Genomic DNA, 20,049 nt, shown 5'->3' with positions numbered 1-20,049 from the left:
CAATCAAGAAAAAACTAAATTTTGTAAACAAAAAAGGTAGAGGCTGTAACCCCTCTACCTTTTCAAATTTCTAAGATTCAACCCAAAATCTTACTCAACTCCAGGTGTCATCAATTCCCGGCGCTGTTCGCCTCTGACCGTGACATTACCGCTTTCATCGACATCAACAATGGCGGTATCGCCTTCTTTGATGCGACCAGACAGAATCTCTTCTGCGAGGCTGTCTTCTAGTAGGCGCATAATGGCTCGACGTAGGGGTCTTGCACCGTAACTGGGATTGTAACCCTCCTGCAACAAACGCTCTTTGAAGCGATCGCTCACTTCGAGATTGATTCCTTTCTCGGTGAGACGACCAAATACTTCTCTGAGCATAATGTCGGCAATTAGCATTACCTCTTGCTTGTTCAGTTGACGGAAAACGATAATTTCATCCAGACGGTTGAGGAATTCTGGACGGAAGTAGTTCTTCAGTTCTTCGTTGACCAAGAACTTAATGCGGTTGTACTGCGATTCGCTTTGGTCTTCAGCAAACTCGAAGCCGATACCGCCGCCACCTTTTTCAATTACCTTGGAACCGATGTTGGAAGTCAAAATCAGTAAGGTGTTCTTGAAGTCTACGGTGCGACCTTTGGCATCAGTTAAACGACCGTCTTCCAAAATTTGCAGCAGCATGTTGAAAACATCGGGGTGGGCTTTTTCGATTTCGTCGAATAGCACCACGGTGTATGGACGACGACGTACTGCTTCGGTGAGCTGACCACCTTCGTTGTAACCAACATAGCCTGGAGGTGAACCGATTAACTTGGAGACGGTGTGGCGCTCCATGTATTCGGACATATCTAGGCGGATCATCGCTTCTTCTGAACCAAAGAAGTAAGATGCCAATGCTTTTGCCAACTCGGTTTTACCGACACCGGTAGGCCCGGAGAAGACAAAGCTAGCAATGGGTCGGTTGGGGTTCTTTAAGCCGACACGAGCGCGACGAATTGCCCGCGAAACAGCCTTCACAGCTTCTTCCTGACCAATTAGGCGCTGATGCAGGGTGTCTTCCATGTGCAGCAGTTTTTCGGACTCGGACTCGGTGAGTTTGTTGACTGGTACACCTGTCCAGGAAGCGACAATGTGGGCAATGTCTTCTTCTGTAACTACTGGTTCTTCACCTTCTGGGCGACCTGTACCGGTTTTGCTTTGAGCGATCGCGCGAATTTCGGCTTTGATTTCCATTTCGCGATCGCGTAGTTCTCCGGCTCGGTCGAAGTCTTGGGCGCGAACTGCATCATCTTTTTCTTTTAATAATTGGCGCAGTTCTCGATCTAACTCTTTGGCTGCGGGTGGCAATTGGGAGTTAATTAGACGGACGCGAGATCCAGCTTCATCGATTAAGTCGATAGCTTTATCTGGCAAATAGCGATCGCTAATATAACGGTCAGATAATTTTGCCGCCGCAATCAAAGCTTCATCGGAAATCTTGAGCTTGTGGTGTTGTTCGTAGCGATCGCGCAGACCATGCAAAATTTCGATTGTCTCATCAACCGAAGGTTCACCGACCATCACTGGTTGGAAACGGCGTTCCAAGGCTGCATCTCGCTCTATGTGCTTGCGGTATTCATCTAAGGTTGTGGCACCAATGCACTGTAATTCACCTCTAGCCAAGGCTGGCTTGAGGATATTTGCTGCATCAATTGCCCCTTCTGCCGCACCTGCACCAATTAGGGTGTGTACTTCGTCAATGACTAAAATGACATTGCCAGCCTGCCGAATCTCATCCATGATCTTCTTCAGGCGCTCTTCAAATTCACCCCGGTACTTTGTACCTGCTACAAGTAAACCGATATCCAGAGTGACTACGCGCTTGTCTTCCAGGATGTCCGGGACATCTTTGTTGGCAATACGCTGTGCCAGACCTTCGGCGATCGCGGTTTTACCAACTCCTGGTTCCCCAATTAAAACTGGGTTATTTTTTGTGCGGCGACCCAATATTTGAATCACCCGCTCAATTTCTTTGGCGCGTCCCACCACTGGATCGAGCTTGCCGTCAACTGCCATTTGGGTCAAATTCGAGCCAAACTCATCTAAGGTCGGGGTTTTGTTGCCGCGTGATGGACCACCTTGTGTAACCTCGGCGGTCTCTCCCAGCATCCGGATAACTTGAGTTCTTACCTTTGAAAGATCTACACCCAGATTTTCTAGCACTCTGGCTGCTACACCTTCCCCTTCTCGGATCAGGCCCAACAGCAGATGCTCGGTGCCAATGTAGTTATGCCCTAATTGGCGCGCTTCTTCCAAGGATAGTTCCAGAACTCGCTTTGCCCGTGGCGTAAACGGAATTTCCACGGCGACAAAGCCCGAACCCCGGCCTATGATTTTTTCTACTTCAATCCGAGCGTCTTTGAGATTGACACCCATGGATTTCAGCACCTTAGCCGCCACTCCGGTACCTTCTCCAATCAGACCCAGGAGGATCTGCTCGGTACCAACGAAATTGTGTCCCAGGCGGCGTGCCTCTTCCTGGGCCAACATGATTACCTTAATGGCTTTTTCTGTGAAGCGTTCAAACATGGCATTTTTCCCATCACCTGCGTCGTGCCGGTACGCTGATTTTAGCACAGGCAAATAGATTGAATGTCTGTATAAAGAAATAGACACTCAATCGGGATCACCCAGCGTTGATGGGAAATTGCTAACTTTTTATTACTTTTTATTGACTGTGTATTGAGGAGCCTGAATTTACCGTCTTTGTAGAGATTGACAAGCAAATAAAAATTGGGTTTGCAAGTTTTTAATGCCAATCCCAAGCAAAAATATTTATCATATTTTTTGGTAACTGTCAATTTGACATTGAACACTATGAAAAATTTTTATAGGTAGTAAAATCACCTAAAATTTAAAATTTTGTAATAAAAATTTAAATAAAATTCATGAATTTGGTTGTTGCTTGTTTGTTGCTGGAAGTGCTTAGTGGTAATTAACAACCCTTGACCAATGACAAATGACTATTGACAAACGACTATTGACCAATCAAATTGACTGAGGCGATCGCTCAGTTTGAGCCGCAATTTTTCCAAATAATCTTGAAATTCTGGATATTGGATATTTCCTAACCAGAGAATTAGAGCATCTTCATCGTTATCTGTGTAGTAACGCCTTCGCTGTCCTGCTGTTTTAAAACCAAATTTTTGATATAGAGAAATTGCTGCTGTGTTAGAAACTCGGACTTCCAAGGTAACTCGTTCCAAGCCCAGTTCGTGAGCATTTTTAAGCAAAAAATAAAGAATAGCCTGTCCTAACCCTTGACCCTGGTATTGGGGATGAACCGCCAAAATAGTAATGTGGGCTTCTTCTAAAATTGACCAAAAGCAACCCATTGCCAGCAATTTTACGGGAGATAAAGGTGTAAATAAACCGAGTAAAACGCTGTTAGGACTATCTAACTCTCGCTTATAGCCATCCAACGTCCAAAGACCACTAAAGCACGCCTGATCTAGTTCTAAGACCAGATTCAAATCATCTGCTGTTATTAGTTTTAGTTTTAATTGGTCATTGGTCATTGGTCATTGGTCATTGGTCATTGGTCATTGTAGGCATTGAAATAAATTCTCCCTTATCCCCGATCCCCGTTGCCCCTTCGCCCCTAATCCCCACTCCCTTGGGGGAGTGGGGACCCCGAGTTCCCCAGAGGGGGCCCCACCTTCCCCACTCCCTAGCTCTTGCAAAAGACAGGGACGAACAAGCACGTTATTCGGTAAACTGGGAATCGGCATATCCGCTCGTCGCTTGTAATTAGAACTAAGGACAACTCTTAATATTTATGGTATCGACTCACCCTGCTGGGGTTCAACTTTCTGGTAGACAGTATTTACCGCAATCAGCTAGCAATAACATAAATCTTTCACCCAATCAAGAACTTTTACCACTGAGTGCCAAAGTTAACGAAGAAGATCACCTAGAAATAGGGGGTTGTGATGTAACAACTCTTGTGCAGCAGTTCGGTTCACCTCTATATATTTTGGATGAAGAAACCCTGCGAACAGCTTGCCGCCAGTATCGGGAAAGTTTCCAGCGCCATTACAAGGGTGAATCTCAAGTATTATACGCCTCCAAAGCCTGGAGTTGTTTGGCAGTCTGTGCGATCGCCGCTTCCGAAGGTTTAGGAATTGATGTGGTATCAGGAGGCGAACTCTATACAGCCTTAAGTGCAGGTGTCAGTCCTGATAAGATTTACTTCCACGGCAATAATAAGTCGCCAGAAGAATTAACTTTGGCAATTAAGTCTGGTTGCACTATTGTTGTGGACAACTGGTATGAGTTGCGGACTTTGGTGGAGATACTTGAGGACAAAAAAGAAGCGGGGGACAAGGGGGAATTTGCCTTGTTGTTTTCCTCCTCTTCGTTGTCTTCATCTCCCATCCGGATCATGCTTCGTCTGACACCAGGTATTGAATGCCACACACACGAATATATTCGTACGGGACACTTGGATAGTAAATTTGGCTTTGATCCCAATGATTTAGATGAATTATTTGCTTTTGTCAGTCAGCAATCTGTATTAAACTGTATCGGTTTACATGCTCATATTGGTTCTCAAATCTTTGAACGCCAACCTCATCAGGATTTAGCATCTGTGATGGTGCAGTGGATGAGTAAAGCTGCTGGTTACGGTTTAAGCGTGACAGAGTTAAATGTTGGCGGAGGCTTGGGAATAAAATATACAGAATCGGATGATCCCCCTAGTATAGAAGAGTGGGTCAAACCAATTTGTGAAGTAATTCAACAAGCTTGTGCCGAGCAAAATTTACCACTACCAAAATTATTGTCTGAACCAGGGCGATCGCTAATTGCCACAACTTGTATCACGGCTTACACTATAGGTTCTTCTAAAGTTGTTCCTGATATTCGCACCTACATAGCAGTTGATGGTGGCATGTCTGATAATCCCCGTCCAATTACTTATCAGTCAGTGTATCGTACTGTAGTTGCTAACCGCATGTCTGAGCCTTTGACAGAAACGGTAACTATTGCTGGTAAGCATTGTGAATCTGGGGATATTCTGATCAAGAATGCTCAGTTACCGAAAATTGAATCTGGAGATATTCTCGTAGTTATGGCTACAGGTGCTTACAATTACAGTATGGCATCTAACTACAACCGCTTGCCTAGACCAGCTGCTGTTGTAGTAGCGAATGGCGAAGCAAATTTGATTTTGCAACGCGAAACTTATCAGGATTTGATTCGACAGGATTGCTTACCAGAGAGACTTAAAAAGGATGAAGAATAAAGGTTGAAGTGATGAAGAAAGGATGAAGAATAAAGAATGAAAAATTCATACTTTATACTTAATATTTCAAGACTTCATACTTCATACTTCATCCTTCAGATTTCACACTTCATACTTTCACGCCAGATGTCATGGGAGATTGGTGGAAGCAATGGCTGATAAACCAAGGATGGTCTCAGCCTTTGCTGCTTGAGACACTGGATATTGTTTTAGTACTGGCGCTGACCTATATGATACTAGTTATTATTAGTGAGCGCCGGACACTTTGGATGGTGCGAGGTTTTATTATTCTGATGCTGGCATCAGCCATCAGTGGTAAGTTGCAGCTACAGTTGTTAAATTTCGTACTGGAAAAGTTAGTCATTGGCTGTGCTGTCGCCATGGCGGTTGCTCTCCAATCCGAGTTTCGGCGATTTTTAGAACAATTGGGACGTGGTGAATTCTGGCAATTATTTCAACCGTCCCGTTTGGCAGTTCCTAAATCTGATAGTGTAATTGATGAAATAGTCGAAGCAGTCAGAGAACTGTCGAAAAATCGGATAGGTGCGCTACTAATTTTGGAAACGACTGGGCCTATTGATGAACGGGATTTTTCTGTACCAGGAGTAAAACTGAACGCTGAAGTGTCCAAAGAGCTAATACAAACAATTTTTCAACCGAAGACTCTTCTACACGATGGTGCTACATTGATACGGGGTTCTCGGATTGTGGCATCGGGTATAATATTACCACTTTCGGGACGTACGGCTTCGCGGCAGTTGGGAACACGCCACCGGGCGGCAATGGGAATAACTGAGCGGGTCGAGAATTGCATTTGTGTCGTTGTATCTGAAGAAACAGGTTCTATTTCTTTGGCAGAAAAGGGAACTCTAAATAGACCACTGACGATTACGAAGCTGAAAGAGTCTTTAGAAATGAGATTTTCACCAACTGTGGATCGGGAGGCTGTTGCCCCTGGTTTAATCAGTCTAGGTCGTCAGATTCGTAGTCAGGCCTTAGCATTAGTTTCACGTTTACTCGGATTACCATCGACCGCATCGCGAGACAAAAAATGACAGCACAACAAACTGAACTGCAACATTTGCCCCCTGACTTGAAACGAGAACTACTGCCCAAGCACGTTGCAGTGATTATGGATGGCAATGGTCGATGGGCAAAGCATCAAGGATTACCCAGAATTATGGGTCATAAAGCTGGTGTTGATGCCTTAAAAAGTTTGCTTCGTTGTTGTAAAGATTGGGGGATCGAAGCACTGACGGCTTATGCTTTTTCCACAGAAAACTGGGGAAGACCCCATGAAGAAGTAGATTTTTTGATGACCCTATTTCAACGAGTCTTGCGTCAAGAACTGCGGGAAATGGTTGAAGAAAATGTGCAAATTCAGTTTGTGGGAAACTTAAGCAGCTTACCGCGATCGCTACAAACAGAGATTAGCCGTTCAGTGGAAGCAACGAAAGATAATCGCGGGATCAAGTTTACAATCGCCACAAATTATGGCGGTAGACAAGAAATTATCCAAGCTTGTCGAGCGATCGCCCAAAAAGTCCAACAAGGTTTACTCCAGCCAGATGAAATTGATGAAGCGACGTTTGAACGTCATCTTTATACCATGGGCATCTGTGACCCCGATTTATTAATTCGTACCAGTGGAGAAATGCGAGTTTCAAATTTTCTCCTCTGGCAAATAGCCTATTCAGAAATATATATAACTGAGACTCTCTGGCCTGATTTTGATCGCCATGAATTCCACCGCGCTTTGTGTGCGTATCAACAACGAGAAAGGCGGTTTGGGAAGGTGTAGGGATTGGGGATCGGGGAAGGTAGGGGTCCCCTTTGGGGATAAGGGGCAGGTGGGGCCCCCTCTGGGGAACTCGGGGTCCCCACTCCCTTGGGGGAGTGGGGATTAGGGGCGAAGGGGTGGGGATCGGGGACAAGGGGGACAAGGGCCCCAATTAAGGCCCGGAGAACACGGCTTGTTCTACATCTCGCCGACTCAAGGAATATTTAAAGGCGCGTTGAATATCTTGTCCACTGTCTCCAGCATTGACATACCGAACTATAATTTGCTCAATGTCTAGCCAAAGTTCTGCTTGCCAACTAGGACGCTGGACGCGCCAGCAATGTAGCTGCTTTTCATCCTGTTCACAGCCTTGTTGTTTTAACCACTGCTCGATTTGGGGAAGAGGGTGATTATATAGTGGTGTTTCAGAAGGGGGAAGAGACATAACAATTAAAAATTAAAAATTAAAAATTAAAACTTAAGAGTTGTAATATTAATCCTACAGGTTGGAAAGCAGCTTCGCCACGAGTTAAACCAACAGCGATCGCTAGCACTAAGCAACCTAAAAATGTTAAACCCAGGATAAACAAAGCGAAAATTTCACCCGCAGAGAGAGGGCGATCACTAGCATCAAGATAAGCTGATTTAGACCAGTCGTAAGAACGGGAAACGGGACGGTTTAGATCCGGTGGTGCTTGAATCACTCCAAACCGAGAATAGCCAATTTTCAGGTCATAACTTAACCGTCGTTCTGGATTACTTAGAGTAGCGTAGGCTTCATTGAGTTGCTGAAATTTAGCAGTGGCAGCAACTGTAGGTAAGCTGGTCGTATCAGGATGATAGCGTTTGCTCAATTCTCGATAAGCACGACGGATTTCAATTGGCGATGCACTGGGATGCAATCCTAGCAGGGTGTAATACGTCGTCGTTTCGCAGCTTTGTGACATTGCACCATTCTGATTCACGGCTGTTTGATTCACTAAGCGATAAAGTTTTTTCTAATATTCTAAACTTACTCTGCAACTCCCGGCTTAAGTAGAGTGGAAGAAGGGACAAGGAAAGGGGAGGGGGACAACTTCTCAGTTATCAGTTATCAGTTAACAGTTAACAGTTTAATTTGATCAGTGATCACTGATCACTGATTCATGCCCAATACCCAATCACTAATAGTGCTAACTAAATAAATCAGCGCGGGGTTTAAAAGTTTCCATCTGCCGAATTTTTTCGTATAACTCTCGTTCTTCTTTAGTAATATTTTTAGGAGTAACTATTTGAATTTCTACTAATTGATCACCGCGTTTACCTTTGTCGGTGGGATAACCTTTACCAGCCAGGCGTAATCTTTGTCCAGACCTGACTCCTGGAGGAATAGTCATTTTTACCAAACCATCAAGGGTGGGTGCTTCGACTTGACCTCCTAATACAGCTTCGCTGGGAGTAATAGGGATTTGGCAGTAAATATCTGTACCTTCGATTTTAAAAAGTGGATGAGGATCGACGGTAATTTTTAAGTATAAATCGCCGCCATTAATGCCTTGATTACGCAGACGAATAGTTTGACCTGTTACCATTCCAGCAGGCATTTCTACTTCTAGCGATCGCCCATCTTCTAAGCGAATTCTTTCTACACCACCACGATAGGCTTTTTCTAGGGGTAGAGACAATCTTGCTTCGATGTCTCGACGTGTAGGGCGTTGGTTTGGTGTGTATGCAACTTTTGTTCTGGGGCTACGAAATGGATCGGCATTATTGGTATTAGTAGTGGTAGATGTGCCATTTCTACCAGTTTTTACACCGATAACTTCGTTAATAAAGGTAGTAAAATCAGAATAGTTACCTAGATTTACATCCTGATTACCCCGACCATTGCTACGGTTATCTCCACCCCAAGCTTTCTTCTGTGCTTGTTTATCGAAGCCTTTTTGCTGCCAGTAGCGGCTAAACTGGTCATACTGCGCCCGCTTCGCTGGATCGGAGAGAATTTCATAAGCTTCACCGATATCTTTAAATTTATCTTCTGCTGCTTTGTTCCCTGGATTCAGGTCTGGGTGATACTGCCTAGCTAAACGTCGATAATTTTTTTTAATATCTTCATTGGTAGCATCTTTGGATACTCCCAAAATTTCATAATAATCACGAAAATTCCGCAAATTCTGCATAATCGTTTGTTTATTTGAAATTTAGTTTTTAATTTCTTAAGATAGTTGGTAGTTGGTTTTTGGTTATTAATAGTTAATTGTTAGCGGTTAGTTAAGTTGTTGGGAAAAAACAAATAACCACTAACCACTAACCACTAACTATTACTCATTACCTATTAATGATGACTAAATCCGAATTTCAGATAAATTTCATTACCTTTTTCTAATTAATACCAGTATTTTGCAGCAGTAGTACATCGGATAGTGAGGTGTGTAATCTTCGGTACCTAGCAGACTTGATTACCAATCATCGTCATCATCCCAGTTATCTTGATAGCTGGGGCGAGAACGGCGTGAAGAACCACCACTGTCAAAAGCGGAGGAACGGGTGTCTCGACCATAGCTTTTGTCGTAGTCTCGGTTGGGGCTTCGGTCATAGTCTCGGTTGGGGCTTCGGTCATAATCTTTGCTGTAGCCGCGGTTATAGTCTTTGTCATAGTAATCGCGATCGCGCAAAGAATCTCGAGGATTATCCCGTTCTTTATCACCGCCGCCTGTGAAAATGTCTTTGATTGCACCCAACAAATCATCATCTTCCTCTTCAGCGTAGTACTGGCGAACTTCGCGGTTGAGATCGTACAAAGCATCTTGCAAGTCAGCGTAGGCTTGATCAATGCCGCGATCGTCATTTTCTTTTAAACTTTCGCGCAGTTCCCGACAAATATTATCGATTTGTTGACGACGGTTCCGGGCAAATGCCATACCAAAATCTAGTGCCACTTCCCGCAGTTGTCTTTCGGACTGTAAAATTAAAGCCTCAGCTCTGGTACGTTTTTCTACTTTTTCTTTACGCTGTCGGTCTACATCAGCAAATTTCTCGGCTTCTCGAATCGCTTGTTGAACTTCGCTTTCAGTTAAGGTAGACGCACCTTGAATTGTGATACTTTGTTCTCTACCTGTGGTTCTATCTAAAGCTGTTACCTGTAAAATCCCGTTAGCATCGATATCAAATGCTACTTGAATTTGGGGAATACCACGAGGTGCTGGGGGAATGCCATACAGCTTGAAACGTCCCAGAGATTTGTTATCTGTTGCCATTTCCCGTTCGCCCTGAACTACGTGAATTTCCACAGTATTTTGGTTATTTTCTGATGTAGAAAAAATGTCCGAACGGCGTACAGGAATAGTAGTGTTGCGGGGAATTAATACTTTTTTGACACCGCCTATAGTTTCTAATCCTAAAGACAAAGGTGTCACATCCAATAACAGTACATCCTTCAGTTCACCCGCGAGAATACCCGCCTGAATAGCTGCACCCACTCCTACAACTTCATCAGGGTTGACGTTTTGGTTGGGTTCTATGCCAATCATTGCCCGTACTAATTGCTGTACCATAGGCATTCGTGTAGAACCACCTACTAGTACAACTTCGTCAATATCATTGGGGGTGAGTCCCGCGTCTTTTAACGCCCGTTTGACAGGGACACGTAATCGCCCTAGTAAGTCGTCACACAAGCCTTCAAGCTGGGAACGAGTCAAGCGAGTTTCTAAGTGTACAGGCCCTTCTTCTGTTGCAGCAATGAAGGGTAAGTTAATTTCAGTGACGCTAACAGCAGAAAGTTCGATTTTGGCTTTTTCCGCAGCTTCCATCAAACGTTGCAAAGATTGGCGTTCTCGTCTTAAATCTACTTTTTCTTGTTCTAGAAATTGTTCTGCTAACCAATCGACTATTTTTTTATCAAAGTCATTACCACCGAGTTGAGTATCACCACTGGTAGCTTTGACTTCAAATACACCATCACCAACATCCAGAATTGACACGTCAAATGTACCACCACCCAAGTCAAAGACTAAAATGGTTTCCATCTGGCCGCGATCCAAACCATAAGCCAAAGAAGCCGCTGTTGGTTCGTTGAGAATTCGCAAAACTTCCAAACCAGCAATCCTACCAGCATCCCGCGTTGCTTGCCGTTGGGAATCGTTAAAATAAGCTGGAACGGTAATTACTGCTCCTGTTACCGGTTCGCCCAAGTATTTACTAGCATCTTCTGCTAGTTTTTTGAGAATCATTGCCGAAACTTCTTCTGGGGCAAAATCTTTATTCATGCGGGGACAGGCAACTTTTATATTACCAACTTCATCTTTACGAATTGTATAAGGTACGCGCTTTGATTCTGGACTAAGTTCGCTATACCTACGTCCCATGAAGCGTTTAATTGCAAAAAAGGTATTTTGAGGGTTGAGAACAGTTTGACGTCGTGCCATTTGTCCTACTAAGCGTTCGCCGTCTTTACTAAAGCCAACTACGGAGGGAGTTGTTCGCATTCCTTCTGCATTGGCAATAACCACCGGCTTACCACCCTCCATGACGGCGACAACAGAGTTCGTTGTACCCAAGTCGATGCCTACTACCTTGCCCATGCGTTACGTTTCTCCTACTATTTCTATATAGTTTTTTTGTTTAGAACTAATGCTTGATTTATTGTATCTTGCTGTTGATAAATACACCTTCAACCAGGTTCGCTGCTAGAATCTTGTGAATTTAAAAAACCAACTGGAAACTCATCTGACTCAGATAGTCCGCGATCGCGATCCTTACATAGCAAGTGCTGGCCATTTTTTTGTTCAAGAATACATTCGCGCCTCATTTGCACAGTGGGGGAGTGTGGATATCCACACCTTTTATGTGCGTGGTAAAGCTTGCAAAAATTTGATCTTAAATTTACCTGCTGCTGCGGGTTTACAAAAGAGAGACTTGCCACCAATTTTAATTGGCGCTCATTATGATGCTGTTCCTGGTTCCCCAGGGGCTGATGATAATGCTACAGGTGTAGCAGTTTTACTAGAGTTAGCACGCATGTTTGCTACAGAACCTATTAAATATCCTCTGCGGCTAGTAGCTTTTGATATGGAGGAATATGGGTTATTAGGTAGCATTGAATATGTAGCTAAATTGCAACGAGAACAGCAATCTTTACGCTTAATGATTTCTCTCGAAATGTTAGGTTACTGTGACTCGAACCCCGGTTCCCAAATTTACCCACCGCCTTTACAGCATATTTATCCTAGTCGTGGCGATTTTATTGGTTTAATCGGTAATTGGCGAACTCTAAGAGATTTAATTAGCATTAGCCGCAGTATTCGTAAAGTTGGTGTAGCAAGTCAATGGCTACCAGTACCCAATAAAGGTCATATCATAAGGCAAACTCGACAGAGTGATCATGCCCCTTTTTGGGATGCAGGTTATCCAGCCATGATGATTACAGATACGGCATTTTTACGAAATCCCCACTATCACAAACCTAGTGATACAATTGCAACTTTGGATTTAGATTTCTTGACTGGTGTTTGTCAGGGTTTGGAAAAGGGAATTCGGCGGTTGTGAAGATTGGGGAAGGAAGACAAGGGGAGCCACTGCGCCCTTGCGGGTTAAGAGCGTTGTAGCACGTGGCGTGGACAAGGGAGGAGGATGAGGGGGAATAATTTAGTCATTATTAGACTTTTTCGGTGTGCGATCGCGTACTAGGACTCAAGCTAATTAAATCATCAATATTGCGTTTCATAGTGTTACAAATAGCATCCAATGGTAAATCATTGATGTCATAGCCAAAAGGATTTTCGATTTCTAAACCAATGGCTTCAATCCCAAACAAAGTAAAACTTATTAAAGCTACTATTAAACCTGTCCACCAACCTAGACTATCTACAATTTGAAAAGGTAGTAGTAGGCAATACAGCAAGAGTAATTGTTTGAGATGAATGGTGTAAGCTAAAGGAATTGGTGTTTTGAGAATTCGTTCACAAGCACCTAAATTATCCACCAATTGATTTAACAATTCACGCATTGCGATTAATTGATAACTATTCATACAATTGCGATCATGCTGTTTTTGTAAATAATCATCAATCCAAAACGCCACTTCTAAAGGTGGATTATTCATCATTTTTAACTTTATATATTTTGATGTTTGCATTAATTCTTCTAATTCTTTATTTACAGTTTCTCCGCGTAAGTGCAATTTAGTTGCAACAGCAAATGCTACTAATAAATATAATGCTGCAATTTTTTGGTCTCTATCTACTGGAGATTCTTCTTGTGTTGATACCCAAATTTGCCTTGCGAGATTGCGGACTGTATTCACAATACTGCCCCAGCATTTTCTACCTTCCCAAAAACGTTCATAAGCTGTATTTGTGCGAAAGACAAGTAATAAACCTAAGACAATACTAGGAATAACACTACCTAAAATTGGTTGCGATACCGGAAGCTTAAAATAGTACAGTATAGAGACAATCAACCCAAAAAATCCGAATCCAATTACACGTTTATAAGTCGATTTAATCACTGAACCTTTGATCTGAAAAGCTATTTGCCACCATTTTAATTTTTCGGGGATCATGCAAGAAATTGGAAATATTATTTAATTAACTGTTGCAGCCATTCTCATACTAAGATATAAGTATACTTTAATGAAAACATTTTTGTTTAGAGATTATGAACTATTGAAGTTTTTAGTGGGACAATGAGGCTGAAAATAAACACTAATTACTGTTGTAGTCACCATGAAAATCAAAGCTATGGAAATTGACATAGCGATCGCAACAAAATTTGTCCAATTAGTACTCGGCTGCATCAAGCAAGAGTATCCACATAGTGGTATTTATTGGTTTAATAACGATGAAGATATTAAACCACCAAGGGAATTAACACCAACTTTCTATGGTTGCTTAGATTGGCATTCGGCTGTACATGGACACTGGTTACTCGCACGTCTAGCCCGTTATTTTCCTGAAGCCACTTTTCAAACTATACTCAGAGAAGCCCTAACTCAAAGCTTTACACCTGAAAAAATTCAAGGGGAAATAGCCCATTTACATAAACATCCTTACTTTGAATGTCCTTACGGTTTTGCATGGCTGTTGCAACTGGCTGCGGAATTGCGAGAATGGAACGACAACCAAGCTCAAGAATGGCTGGCTGTGTTGGAACCGCTAGAAACCTTGGTTGCAAGTAACTTTCAGCGATGGCTACAAAATCTGGAATTTCCTAACCGCACAGGAACCCATAGTCAAACGGCGTTTGCGCTGGGTTTAGTAATAGATTGGGCGCGAATTACCAAAAACGAGAACTTTATTGATTTGATTGAAAACAAAATCCGAAAATTTTATTTGAGCGATCGCAGCTATCCGTTAAATTTAGAACCACTCGGTTATGATTTTATCTCTCCCTGTCTTGCGGAAGCTGATCTCGTGCGGCGAATTCTTTCACCGACAGATTTTGCTGACTGGCTAACTGATTTTCAGCCACAATTACCAATTGATGAGTCAGTCAACTGGCTACAACCTGTAAAAGTAACTAATCCTCAAGACTATTTACAATCCCATTTTCATGGTTTAAATCTCAGTCGTGCTTGGATGCTTGAGGGGATAATTTATGGCTTACCAAACACCGATCCTCGAATAAATACACTTCGTACTGCTGCTGTTCTACATCGTCAGAATAGCATCATTGATGCTGTCAGTGAACACTATGCGAGTAGTCACTGGCTAGGGACTTTTGTAGTTTATTTGGTAACAACTCGTGGGTTGTGCAAATGACCGAATTCGGGTGTTTTGCTGTTTGGTGGTAATTTTAGGCTATGAGTTCCAAATTATGTCAAGATAACATCAACGCAAGACGCTTTGAGTCATAACTTCTAACTTATAGGATGTAAGGTGAATGTAATGTCGGGTCACAAGCTTCGTGGACGTTACCAAATTGTCCAACAATTGGGATCAGGAGGAGGATTTGGGGCTACTTACATCGCCTGTGACACTGACCGCCCAGGTAATCCTAAGTGTTTAGTTAAGCAGTTAAAACCAAGAATTAACGACCCGAATACTCTACACATAGCACAACGCCTTTTTAAACAAGAAGCAGAAATTCAAGAAGAATTAGGCAATCATGATCAAATTCCGCGTCTTTTAGCTTACTTTGAAGAAAATCAAGAATTTTATTTAGTACAAGAATATATTGAAGGTCACGATCTCAGGCAAGAACTACCTCCGTTAGCTAATAGACTAACTGAAGCCGAGACAATTAAACTGTTGACGGAAATTCTAGAAGTTTTAGCATTTGTCCATCGCCAAAAAGTGATTCACAGGGACATCAAACCCGCTAATATCATGCGACGCTCTGACGGGAAAATAGTCCTGATTGATTTTGGTGCAGTTAAGAAAGTAAGAGGTCTGGAAGTTAATCAACAGGGACAAACTGTCACCGTGGCGATTGGTACTCTTGGCTACATGCCGAGTGAACAAGCAGCTGGTGAACCGCAATATAGCAGTGATGTCTACGCCGTCGGAGTCATTGGTATCCAAGCTTTAACAGGTATATATCCCGACCCTTCTCAAGGAAGCAAACTTCCCAGAGATCCCCAAACCGGAGAAATTATCTGGCGTGATCAAGTGCAGGTTAGTCCTGAGCTAGCTGATATTCTAGATCGGATGGTACGTTATCACTTTAGTGGACGTTATCAGTCAGCAGAATCAGCATTAGAAGCACTGCGAAGAATCTCAGATAAAAAAACTAAATCTAAACAGTGGAAATGGTTATTTCCTTTAGGAATAGTTGCAGTACTTGCTAGTTTAGTTGTGGGCTTTGGTTCTAGACTTTGGCCTGGAAATAAACAAGAAAAATTTATACCTTATGAAAACACCGAATATCAAATCAAAATCAAATATCCAGAGAGTTGGCAGTTACAAATTAAAGACATTTATGTTGCAGGCGTGACTGAATTAGCAACAATTATCTCTCCTAAGCAAAATGATACAGATAGATTTCAAGAAAAAATCAATATAGATATTGAAGAATTCTCTGGTACATTAGCTGAGTCTAAACAACTGTTTATTAATGAAATTAAAAATACTTTGCCAGATGCTGAAATTATTGATATGAGTTCAACTACTTTGGCGTTCAAACAAGCAAATCAGATAATTTACACAGGCAAAGATGGAGACCTTGAATTAAAAAATTTGCAAGTTTGGACTTTAAAAGGCAATAAAGCATACGTAATTACCTATACAGCAGCAATTGATGATTATGAGCAATTTATCAATACTGCAAATGAAATGATTAATTCTTTTGAGATTCATTAGAGAATAGAGTTATTTTTGTTCTAAAAGAAAATTTTTCCGTAGGTACAGCCCAACTGAGGCGAACAATCTGTTCATGTAATTTTTGATCTGCTGCGGAACCATCACTAAAGACTGAAGGAACATCCCACAAAGGATATGCGTGCATTCCATTCACACCCACCACTTCACCCTGATGATTGAGAAGTGGGCCTCCACTCATACCTTTTTGGATGTCATTAGTGTAGCCAATTTGATAGCCACCTTCCAAAGCTTTCGGTAATTTTAGCGTGATCTTACCAGTTGTAAACGTAAAGCCTTTGTCTTTACCTTCATCCGCATAGGGGAATCCAGCAGCAAATACATCATCACCAATAGCAGGGTTAAAAGCAATAGATGCTACAGTATAATTTCTGTCTGAGCTACGAAACTGTAATATTGCTAAATCATTTGTGCCAAACTTGACATTTTTCGGCAAATTTGCAGACCAAATGCGACCATCCGGTGTTTGAATCCGATACGGAGGATCATCGGCACGCAATACATGGGCATTAGTCAAAACTGTATAAATTGAGTCTTGCTTTTTCAATAAAATTCCTGATCCCAAGAATTCTTTTGACATCACTTTTACAGTGATAAATTTAGCAGTACGCCGTATTTGTTCTACTGATAAGCGCTTGGTATATGTATTATTTTTTGCTTCAAAATTTCTGCTGAATGTGTCAGCAGAATATTTGAGATATACTGCTGATGCACAAATTACTAATAACATGCCAGTAGCTAGTGTCACTGGCTTGAGTTTGTGCCATTTCATTTGCCAACTCCAAATATTCTGAGTTTTAAAAGTTGCGTAAAAAGTTAGAATTTTCCCTATAAATATCAAAAATACAAACTCTATCCATAAATGGAAATGGATAAATTGCTGTGCGACTGCAAAATAGTGAAATTAGGACAACCATGTCCTTTATTTAACCCGTTAATTTTGCTTTTAATTTTTAATTGTTATGTCTCCCCCTTTCCTAAATCAGTATATTCGCACAGTTTGGCAGCCGAGAAGAGGTTTAGCGATCGCAGAGGCCTGTGTGATTGGTCTGGTTGCGGCTTTTTCTGCTGTATGCTTAAAATTTGGTTCGGGATGGCTAGGAACATGGCGAGTTCATGGTTCCCATGTTTTACCAGCTTGGCTATTCCTACCAGCAGTTGGTTTGGGCTTTGGGTTTCTGGCTGGACTATTGGTGGAAAGGTTTGCACCAGAAGCATCTGGTAGTGGTATACCCCACGTTAAAGCTTCACTTGCGAATGTACCTGTCAAGCTTTCTTGGCGAGTGGCGCTTGTCAAGTTACTCAGCTCTACACTCACCTTGGGTTCAGGGATAACTTTAGGTAGACAAGGCCCGACTGTACAAGTCGGTGCTGCTTTGGCCGCAGGGATGAGTCGTTGGGTTCCCACCTCTCCAGATCATCGACGCCAGATGATCGCAGCTGGTGCAGGTGCAGGTTTAGCAGCAGCTTTCAATGCACCGATTGCTGGTGTGTTGTTTGTGATCGAAGAGTTACTCCAAGATTTATCAGGATTGACATTGGGAACCGCGATTATCGCCTCCTTTATTGGTGGCGTTGTTTCCCGTCTGTTGGGTGGTCGTAGTTTGCTACTTAACTTAGAATTGACTCGATCTTCGAGCAGTTTTTCAATCGTAGAAATTCCCTTTTACCTGATTTTAGGTATTTTAGCAGGGTTACTGGCAGCATTATTTAATCGGGGATTAATTAAAAGTATTCAAATATATCGCAGTTTTCATATCAGTTTACCCTTAAGGATAGCTTTGGCAGGATTTATCTCAGGAACAGTCATTGCAATTTTACCTGAGTCTTTCCGTGACAATACTGGATTACGAGAATTTGTCCTGGCTGGTGAAGCTAATGCACCCGTAGCTGCGATCGCTTTTTTTGCTCAATTTATCTTGACACTATTAGCATTTGGTTCAGGTGCGCCAGGAGGGTTGTTTGCTCCCAGTTTGATTTTAGGTTCTTGTTTAGGTTATCTCATCGGTGTTTTTGAATTCCATTTATTTGGATTAGGTTCGCCTACTACCTATGCTTTAGCAGGTATGGGAGCATTTTTTAGCGCCGTTTCCAAAGTACCAATGACGGCGATTGTGATTGTTTTTGAAATGACAACAGATTTCAATCTGGTATTACCCTTGATGGTTGGCTCCGTCACATCTTATTTGGTTGCTGACAAACTGATCCCAGGATCACTGTATACCAAACTTTTAGAGTTAAGCGGCATCTGTATTGAAAACCCACCTCCCATTGAGGATACATTGAGCAACCTCACAGCAAAAGATGTGATGCAGCGACGGGTGGAAACCTTAGATGCACAGATATCTGTGGAAGAAGCGGTACAGGCTTTTTCTCGCTCTCATCATCGGGGATTTCCTGTAGTTGAAGAGAGTAAATTAGTCGGAATTGTCACCCAAACCGATTTATTAAAAATACGCGATCGCAACTTAGCAAAAGATACTCCGCTACGAGAAATCATGACACCGCAGCCAGTGACAGTCACACCCATCCACAGCTTAGGTAATGTACTCTATTTATTGGATCGTCATCAAATCAGTCGTTTACCAGTCGTAGAAGGACGCAGAATTATTGGTATTATCACTCGTGCTGATATTATTCGAGCAGAAGCCGATAGTCTGAACTGTAAAACTAGAGAACACGGACCCCAGCCAGAACCTTCTTACGTAGTTTATCAAACGCGATCGCCTAGTATCGGTAGAGGTAGATTATTAGTACCAGTCGCGAATCCTGAAACAGCGGCGACATTATTGCGAATGGCAGCAGCAATTGCTCGCGATCGCCACTACGAAATAGAATGTCTGCAAGTAATAATTGTTTCTCGTCAAAGTTCTCCAGCCGAAACACCAGTCAGAACAACTAAAAGTCGGCGATTACTCCGAGATGCTGAAGCTTTGGGCAAAAAATGGAAAATCCCAGTACATACACAGATACGAGTTACCCACGATATCGCCCATGCAATCCTAGAGACAATCAAAGAAAGACACATTGACCTAATTTTAATGGGGTGGAAGGGAAACACTTCCACCCCTGGTCGTATATTTGGCGATGTTGTAGACACGGTAATTCGTCAAGCGAGTTGTGAGATAGTGTTGGTGAAATTAGGGAAAAGTCCACAGTCTAGAATCCAGAGTCCAGAGTTTCGCCTACTCCCAATTGCTTCGATTCCTCCCCTTTCCCTTTCTCCTCATCTCCCCATCTCCTCATCTCCCCTCCGTCCTCCCCAATTCAACCGTTGGCTAATTCCAATGGCTGGTGGTCCGAATGCAAGAGCGGCGATCAAATTACTACCAGCTTTGGTAACGCTAGGAAATGATCCCAAAATTCGCCTCACCCGCGTGTTTCAGCCATCCGAATCAGAACCAGACATGAGAATTTTAGAAGAAGCGATTCGGATACTCATCCGTCGTCGCAAATTATCCAGCACCGTAGTAGCAGCACCCGTGAAAGCAGATTCTGTAACTGAAGGAATCATCAACTTAGTTAAAACAGAAAATTATGATGTAGTTGTTTTGGGCGCTTCCCGTGAAGGATTACTACAACAAGCCATGAAAGGAAATATTCCCGAAGCGATCGCCTCTGGTGTAGACAGTACCGTGATTTTGGTTAGGGGAGCAATAAATACTTAAGGCTTGATCAGATTTTTCTCAGATTGACTACAA

15 protein-coding genes are annotated in these 20,049 nt (G+C 42.6%); 7 read left to right on the top strand and 8 right to left on the bottom strand.

Annotated elements, in window-relative coordinates:
* Positions 1-90: 90 nt before the first annotated feature.
* Positions 91-2,559, bottom strand: a complete 2,469-nt coding sequence (locus tag ACE1AT_RS12950; protein WP_374868875.1) for an ATP-dependent Clp protease ATP-binding subunit — start codon at positions 2,557-2,559, stop codon at positions 91-93.
* A 434-nt stretch (positions 2,560-2,993) separates the two neighbouring features.
* On the bottom strand, positions 2,994-3,548 hold the full coding sequence (gene rimI / locus ACE1AT_RS12945) for a ribosomal protein S18-alanine N-acetyltransferase (protein WP_374868873.1): 555 nt from the start codon (positions 3,546-3,548) through the stop codon (positions 2,994-2,996).
* Positions 3,549-3,808: 260 nt separating this feature from the next.
* Here rimI and lysA point away from each other — a divergent pair, with 260 nt between their 5' ends.
* The 3 genes from lysA to ACE1AT_RS12930 all read left to right on the top strand — a co-directional run bounded on the left by lysA (position 3,809) and on the right by ACE1AT_RS12930 (position 7,076).
* Positions 3,809-5,275 (top strand): diaminopimelate decarboxylase, encoded by a 1,467-nt coding sequence (gene lysA, locus ACE1AT_RS12940; RefSeq protein WP_374868871.1) that lies wholly within the window; start codon positions 3,809-3,811, stop codon positions 5,273-5,275.
* Positions 5,276-5,406: 131 nt separating this feature from the next.
* Positions 5,407-6,330 (top strand): diadenylate cyclase CdaA, encoded by a 924-nt coding sequence (gene cdaA / locus ACE1AT_RS12935; protein WP_016863557.1) that lies wholly within the window; start codon positions 5,407-5,409, stop codon positions 6,328-6,330.
* Positions 6,327-7,076 (top strand): isoprenyl transferase, encoded by a 750-nt coding sequence (locus ACE1AT_RS12930; RefSeq protein ID WP_374868869.1) that lies wholly within the window; start codon positions 6,327-6,329, stop codon positions 7,074-7,076. Before cdaA ends, ACE1AT_RS12930 begins: the two co-directional genes overlap by 4 nt.
* A 151-nt stretch (positions 7,077-7,227) precedes the next feature.
* Here ACE1AT_RS12930 and ACE1AT_RS12925 read toward each other — a convergent pair whose 3' ends face one another.
* From ACE1AT_RS12925 to dnaK, 4 genes are all read right to left on the bottom strand, one after another.
* Complete coding sequence (locus tag ACE1AT_RS12925) at positions 7,228-7,500, bottom strand: DUF3143 domain-containing protein (protein ID WP_374868867.1); 273 nt, start codon at positions 7,498-7,500, stop codon at positions 7,228-7,230.
* 19 nt (positions 7,501-7,519) lie between these two features.
* Entirely contained in the window at positions 7,520-8,002 is a 483-nt protein-coding gene (locus tag ACE1AT_RS12920) for a J domain-containing protein (RefSeq protein ID WP_374868865.1), read from the bottom strand.
* Positions 8,003-8,227: 225 nt separating this feature from the next.
* Positions 8,228-9,214 carry a DnaJ C-terminal domain-containing protein gene (locus ACE1AT_RS12915; protein WP_374868863.1) on the bottom strand — a complete coding sequence of 329 codons (987 nt, stop codon included), beginning with the start codon at positions 9,212-9,214 and terminating at the stop codon, positions 8,228-8,230.
* Positions 9,215-9,493: 279 nt separating this feature from the next.
* Positions 9,494-11,614, bottom strand: coding sequence for a molecular chaperone DnaK (dnaK, locus tag ACE1AT_RS12910; RefSeq protein ID WP_374868861.1), 2,121 nt, complete (start codon positions 11,612-11,614; stop codon positions 9,494-9,496).
* A 115-nt stretch (positions 11,615-11,729) separates the two neighbouring features.
* Between dnaK and ACE1AT_RS12905 the strand changes: the two genes are divergently transcribed.
* Positions 11,730-12,578 (top strand): M28 family peptidase, encoded by an 849-nt coding sequence (locus tag ACE1AT_RS12905; protein ID WP_374868859.1) that lies wholly within the window; start codon positions 11,730-11,732, stop codon positions 12,576-12,578.
* Positions 12,579-12,687: 109 nt separating this feature from the next.
* Here ACE1AT_RS12905 and ACE1AT_RS12900 read toward each other — a convergent pair whose 3' ends face one another.
* Positions 12,688-13,593, bottom strand: a complete 906-nt coding sequence (locus tag ACE1AT_RS12900) for a bestrophin family protein (protein WP_374868857.1) — start codon at positions 13,591-13,593, stop codon at positions 12,688-12,690.
* Positions 13,594-13,756: 163 nt separating this feature from the next.
* Here ACE1AT_RS12900 and ACE1AT_RS12895 point away from each other — a divergent pair, with 163 nt between their 5' ends.
* Together ACE1AT_RS12895 and ACE1AT_RS12890 are read left to right on the top strand one after the other, a co-directional pair.
* Positions 13,757-14,791 carry a DUF2891 domain-containing protein gene (locus ACE1AT_RS12895; protein WP_374868855.1) on the top strand — a complete coding sequence of 345 codons (1,035 nt, stop codon included), beginning with the start codon at positions 13,757-13,759 and terminating at the stop codon, positions 14,789-14,791.
* A 126-nt stretch (positions 14,792-14,917) separates the two neighbouring features.
* Complete coding sequence (locus ACE1AT_RS12890) at positions 14,918-16,330, top strand: protein kinase (RefSeq protein ID WP_374868853.1); 1,413 nt, start codon at positions 14,918-14,920, stop codon at positions 16,328-16,330.
* On the opposite strand, the gene ACE1AT_RS12885 is transcribed toward ACE1AT_RS12890, so the two are convergent.
* Positions 16,308-17,120: a serine protease gene (locus ACE1AT_RS12885; RefSeq protein ID WP_374868851.1), complete on the bottom strand. Its 813-nt coding sequence runs from the start codon at positions 17,118-17,120 to the stop codon at positions 16,308-16,310. The genes ACE1AT_RS12890 and ACE1AT_RS12885 overlap by 23 nt on opposite strands.
* A gap of 190 nt (positions 17,121-17,310) precedes the next feature.
* On the opposite strand from ACE1AT_RS12885, the gene ACE1AT_RS12880 reads away from it, so the two are divergent.
* A complete protein-coding gene (locus ACE1AT_RS12880; protein WP_374868849.1) occupies positions 17,311-20,016 on the top strand; it encodes a chloride channel protein in 2,706 nt (901 codons plus the stop codon).
* The last annotated feature ends 33 nt before the right edge of the window (positions 20,017-20,049 follow it).

This window comes from Pelatocladus sp. BLCC-F211, assembly GCF_041928655.1.
Classification (GTDB): Bacteria; Cyanobacteriota; Cyanobacteriia; order Cyanobacteriales; family Nostocaceae; genus Pelatocladus.
The sequence above is the reverse complement of the archived record's forward strand: the minus strand, read 5'-3'. Positions and strand labels throughout refer to the sequence as shown.